Annotated in this window: 5 protein-coding genes; 3 read left to right on the top strand and 2 right to left on the bottom strand. The window is 70.3% G+C overall.

Features of this window, described 5'->3' with window-relative positions:
- Window positions 1-947 (top strand): UDP-glucose 4-epimerase GalE (galE, locus tag I0Q12_RS05390; protein ID WP_197250964.1); only part of this gene is annotated, 947 nt, incomplete at its 5' end.
- A gap of 2 nt (window positions 948-949) precedes the next feature.
- Here galE and I0Q12_RS05385 read toward each other — a convergent pair.
- Together I0Q12_RS05385 and I0Q12_RS05380 are read right to left on the bottom strand one after the other, a co-directional pair.
- Window positions 950-2,071 carry a DUF4192 domain-containing protein gene (locus I0Q12_RS05385; protein ID WP_197250963.1) on the bottom strand — a complete coding sequence of 374 codons (1,122 nt, stop codon included), beginning with the start codon at window positions 2,069-2,071 and terminating at the stop codon, window positions 950-952.
- Window positions 2,072-2,245: 174 nt separating this feature from the next.
- On the bottom strand, window positions 2,246-3,004 hold the full coding sequence (locus tag I0Q12_RS05380) for a sensor domain-containing protein (RefSeq protein WP_248676607.1): 759 nt from the start codon (window positions 3,002-3,004) through the stop codon (window positions 2,246-2,248).
- 137 nt (window positions 3,005-3,141) lie between these two features.
- On the opposite strand from I0Q12_RS05380, the gene I0Q12_RS05375 reads away from it, so the two are divergent.
- Both I0Q12_RS05375 and I0Q12_RS05370 read left to right on the top strand, forming a co-directional pair.
- Window positions 3,142-4,083: a proteasome assembly chaperone family protein gene (locus I0Q12_RS05375; protein WP_197250962.1), complete on the top strand. Its 942-nt coding sequence runs from the start codon at window positions 3,142-3,144 to the stop codon at window positions 4,081-4,083.
- Between the two features lie 199 nt (window positions 4,084-4,282).
- A partial coding sequence (locus I0Q12_RS05370) for an alpha/beta fold hydrolase (RefSeq protein ID WP_231610060.1) occupies window positions 4,283-4,939 on the top strand: 657 nt, incomplete at its 3' end.

The raw sequence follows: 4,939 nt of genomic DNA, 5'->3' as shown, positions 1-4,939 counted from the left end.
GCACCGTCCTGCTCGAACAGGGTCACGAGGTGGTGATCGTCGACGACCTGTCGACCGGGAACGCGGACGCGGTGCCGGCGGGCGCGGAGTTCGTCGAGGGCGACATCGGGAAGGTCGCCGCCGAGGTTCTCGGCGTGGGCGCGGACACGCCGCGGTTCGACGGGGTGCTGCACTTCGGCGCGCAGTCGCTGGTCGGCGAATCCGTCGAGGTTCCCGAGAAGTACTGGCAGGGCAATGTCGTGACGACACTCGCACTGCTCGAGGCCATCCGGCTGTCCGGGACGCCGCGACTGGTGTTCTCGTCGACGGCCGCGACTTACGGTGAGCCCGAACAGGTTCCGATCACCGAGGACGCGCCGACCCGGCCCACCAATCCGTACGGCGCCTCCAAACTCGCGATCGACCATGCGATTTCGTCGTACGCGCACGCACACGGCCTCGCCGCGACGAGCCTGCGGTACTTCAACGTCGCCGGCGCCTATCACGGCGCAGGCGAAAACCGCGTCGTCGAAACCCATCTCATTCCGCTCGTGCTGCAGGTGGCGTTGAAGCAGCGCGACCACATCTCGGTGTTCGGCACCGACTGGCCCACCAAGGACGGCACCGCGGTCCGCGACTACATCCACGTCAAGGACCTCGCCGACGCGCATCTGCTGGCCCTGAACTCGGCGCGGCCGGGCACGCACACGATCTACAACCTCGGCAGCGGAGAGGGATTCAGTGTCCGCGAGGTGATCTCGGCCTGCGAACGCGTCACGGGTCTGCAGATCCCCGCGGTGGACGCGCCGCGCCGCGCCGGCGATCCGGCCGTGCTCGTCGCGTCGAGCCGCCGCGCCATCGAGGAACTCGGATGGGAACCCAAGCACACCGATCTCGACGAAATCGTCTCGGACGCATGGGATTACCTCCGCGATCTGGGCGACCGCTCGCACGCCGCGCGGCGCTGAGGTCACCCCGCGGGATCCGGTGGCGGTAGCGGGACACCGAGCCGCGCCGCGATCTCGAATCCCGTATCGGCGAGACCACGCACGGTCTCCGGACGCAGACCCGCCTGCAACGCCTGATCGAGCAGGTCGGCCAGCCGGTGCCGCGGGTTCGCCTCGAGAGCCACCCCGAGCGCGACGCCGGCGAAGGGCCCGTCTCCGCGGATGTACGCTCCGAATCCGACGAGCGCGGCCGCCTCGGCGCGCTCGGGGTCGGGCAGCGACCGCGTCAGCGTGATCCACAGACGCTCGGCCGCATCCGCGTACGGGCCGGCCGCGAGCGCCAGCACGGCGTCGCGGACCGTCGGATTCGACAGCAGCACAGCGAGTTCCGCCATCTCCGGCGCGAGTGGCTCGATTCCGTTGTCGTGATCGGCGATACGGTCCAGGACCGTTTCCAGTTCCATCCGGTCCGCGTGGTCGCGGCCACCCGCCCGGACCGCGTATTCGTAGGCCAGGTCGCGGGAGTCGACCGCCTCGTCGATGTACCCGGCGACGCGACTGCGCACCGGCATCGGCAGCGGTTCGAGGACCTCCGCCAACTCGGTACGTGATCGCCGGATGAGGCCGCCCTCGTAGACGCGGGCGACGGCGACCGGAGAGGCGGTCGGATCCGGCACCGTTCCGCGTCGCGCCTCGCGGCCGAGGGCGAACCATTCGCTTCCGCTGCCGATCTCCGGCACCGCGTGCACCCCGGCCACGTCGATGCCGTGGTGCGCCAGTTCCGCAATCAGGGCGTCGACGACCCGGCGGGCACGGTCCACCGCCGGGCTGTCCGGCCGGTCCAGCCGGGCGTCGACGAGGACGACGAGAACCGCTTCGGCCCCGTCACGCGCACACACCGTGCCGAAGCGGGCGAACGCCGCGCCCATCAGCTCGGGGACCGGTTCGTCGCCGTCCGGGAGCAGCAGGTCGTGCCGCATGACGGCACCGATCGCGGCGGTGCCCGGGGTGTCGCGCGACGGGCTCAGGCTCACGACGATCACGGAGCGGGCCGGGGTGAACCCGAGCAGGGCGGGGACCGCGGCGATCAGTTCACCGGGTTCGGTCAGCCGCAGCGGGCGGGAGGACGAGGCGAATGTGGTCATGCGCCGACCTTCCCCGATCCGTGGGCCGCTCGGGCGGGCCGACGACGGGAATCGCGGAATCTGGGGATGGATCGGGCGCCTGTGGACAACTTTCGCCGCGCCGCGGTGATCAGGCACCCCTGGAGCCGGGATTGTCGGACCCGGCTGATAGCGCGCCGGGCTACCGGCGCCGAGTCATCCCGCGAGGATTCGCGCGACCGCGGCGTCGTAGACGATGCCGAGGTTGTCGAGGTCGGGATCGTCGGCCCCGAACGACATGTAGGTCACGAGCAGCCGGAGGTCCCCGATCTGCGCGATGCGGGTGCGCATCGACTGGGTGACCGCGTCGTCTCCCCTCCCGGATCGCACCGTGCGGGACAGCTCGAGGGTCTCGACCCCCGCCGCCGGGGACGGCGGCGCGGATTCGGGCACCGTCGTGACGGTCGCGGTGGCCCCGCGGTGGGTGGTGTCGATCTCCGGGCAATCCGCGAGGTAGGTGCGCAGGTTCTCGAGCGGGGCTGCGCCCGCGACGAGTTCGACGCTGATGGTGGCCCGCCGGTCGTTGTCGGTGCCCACGACCATGGCGGTGCCGTCCGGCCCGTAGTCCTGGGCGGGTGGCAGGCACCCCGGCGGGTTCACCTTGGCACCGACCGGGACACCGGTCAGGTCCGGGGCGGCCTGTGCGACGGCCTGCGGTGGCAGGACGACGGCCACGTAGGGCTCGGGGAATTCCTCGGGGGGCAGCAGCAGCTCCGCCGGAGGCCGTGACGATTGTGTCGCCGGTGCGGTCGCCGCAAGACCGTCGACCGAGGACGCCTGCGGAAGGGGCGCACCCGGGACGGTGGTCGCGCACGCGGTGACGACGAGCAGCGCCGGCAGTGCCGCGACCGCCGCCGATCGTGCGCGCCGGAACCGGCCCCGCGAGTGGGATTCTCGACGATCGTGCCCTGCCACTGGGACCTCCGACGCTCGACGACCCGGTCCCGTGCCCGGGCATGAGCCGTTCACCGGTTCAACTAGACTCGTTGTCCACCATGCCACGTCGCGTGCCTTCGGGTCTCGCGGGTGGTTCAGACGATCGGAGTGTTTGCATGGACGAGCAGTCCCGCATGTACGAGCTGGAGTTCCCCGCTCCGCGCCTGACGTCGGCGGATGGTCGGGGTCCAGTGCTCGTGCACGGACTGGAAGGGTTCGCCGACGCCGGGCATGCGGTGCGGCTGGCGACGACGCATCTGCGGGAGAGCCTCGAGACCGAACTGGTCGCGTCGTTCGCAGTCGACGAGCTGATCGACTACCGCTCGCGCCGGCCGCTGATGACGTTCAAGTCCGATCACTTCTCGGACTACGCCGCGCCCGAGCTGAACCTGTACGCGCTCGTCGACACCGACGGGACTCCGTTCCTGCTGCTCGCCGGCGTGGAGCCGGACCTGAAGTGGGAGCGGTTCATCACCGCGGTGCGGCTGCTGGCCGAGCAGTTCGGGGTGCGCCGGACCATCGGGATCAACGCGATTCCGATGGCGATCCCGCACACCCGCCCGCTGGGGGTCACGGCCCATTCGACGAACAAGGATCTGATCGCCGACCACCATCGCTGGTCCGGCGAGCTGCGGGTGCCGGCCGGGGCGTCGTCGCTGCTCGAGCTGCGGATGGCGCAGCACGGGCACGAGGCCGTCGGGTTCTCCGTCCACGTTCCCCACTATCTCGCGCAGACGGACTACCCGGCCGCAGCCGAGACGTTGCTCGAGCAGGTCGCGGAGGTCGCGGATCTGAAGCTGCCGCTGGAGGCGCTCGGTCAGGCCGCGGCGCGGGTGCGCGAGCAGGTCGACGAGCACATCGGCGACAACGAGGAGGTCCAGACGGTGGTCCGCGCGCTCGAACGTCAGTACGACAGCTACGTGGCCGCGCAGGAGCAGCAGGCGTCTCCCCTGCCCACCGACGAGAGCCTGCCGACGGGCGAGGAACTGGGTGCGGAGTTCGAGCGGTTCCTGGCCGAGTACGAGCGTCGAGACGACGATCCGGGCACGACGCCGTAGGCGAAGTTACGGTCCGGCAGCGGTCGGACCTGCGGCGATTACCGCGCGGTTACTTTGCTGTTACTCTTCGTGTTGTTCGGGCCACATACAGTCGGTACGCTCACCGAGCATGCAAGAGTGGGCAGGCGGTAGGAACACCGGCCGGCCTTCCGACGGTCCTCGTGACCCCGGATCCTCGCGACGTCGTCAGGAGACGTTCATGGGTACAGCGCGCACGCGGAAACTCCGCCCGGTTCCCGATTCCGAACCGCGTTTGGTCTTCCGCACGATCCACGGTTACCGCCGCGCCTTCCGGCTCGCCGGGAGCGGTCCCGCGCTGCTGCTGATCCACGGGATCGGTGACAACTCGTCGACGTGGCAGGAGGTGATCCCCCACCTCGCGGAGAACTACACCGTCATCGCCCCCGACCTGCTCGGTCACGGCCGTTCCGACAAGCCGCGCGCCGACTACTCGGTCGCCGCGTACGCGAACGGCATGCGCGATCTGCTGTCGGTCCTGGACATCGACAAGGTCACCGTGATCGGGCACTCGCTCGGCGGCGGCGTCGCGATGCAGTTCGCCTACCAGTTCCCGCACATGGTCGACCGCCTCATCCTCGTCTCCTCCGGCGGCGTCACCAAGGACGTGCATCCGGTCCTGCGTCTGGTCTCGATGCCGGTGTTCGCCGAGGTGCTCAAGCTGCTGCGGCTGCCCGGCGCCCTGCCCGCGGTCAAGCTCACCGGCAACGTGCTGAGCCGGCTGCATGGCACCCCCCTGCGTCCGGGCGCACTGCTGCACGACACCTCCGATCTTGTTCGGGTTCTCAGCGAACTGCCCGATCCCACCGCCTACGAGGCGTACCTGCGTACCCTCCGC

The organism is Rhodococcus sp. CX, from assembly GCF_015865005.1.
Taxonomy (GTDB): domain Bacteria; phylum Actinomycetota; class Actinomycetes; order Mycobacteriales; family Mycobacteriaceae; genus Rhodococcus.
Note: the sequence above shows the minus strand (reverse complement) of the source record. Positions and strands in the feature narration are given on the sequence as shown.

Bases quoted from the DNA above. Each gene is read 5' to 3' on its own strand.
- I0Q12_RS05385 (WP_197250963.1), bottom strand. From the start codon at position 2,071: ATGACCACATTCGCCTCGTCCTCCCGCCCGCTGCGGCTGACCGAACCC.
- I0Q12_RS05375 (WP_197250962.1), top strand. From the start codon at position 3,142: ATGGACGAGCAGTCCCGCATGTACGAGCTGGAGTTCCCCGCTCCGCGC.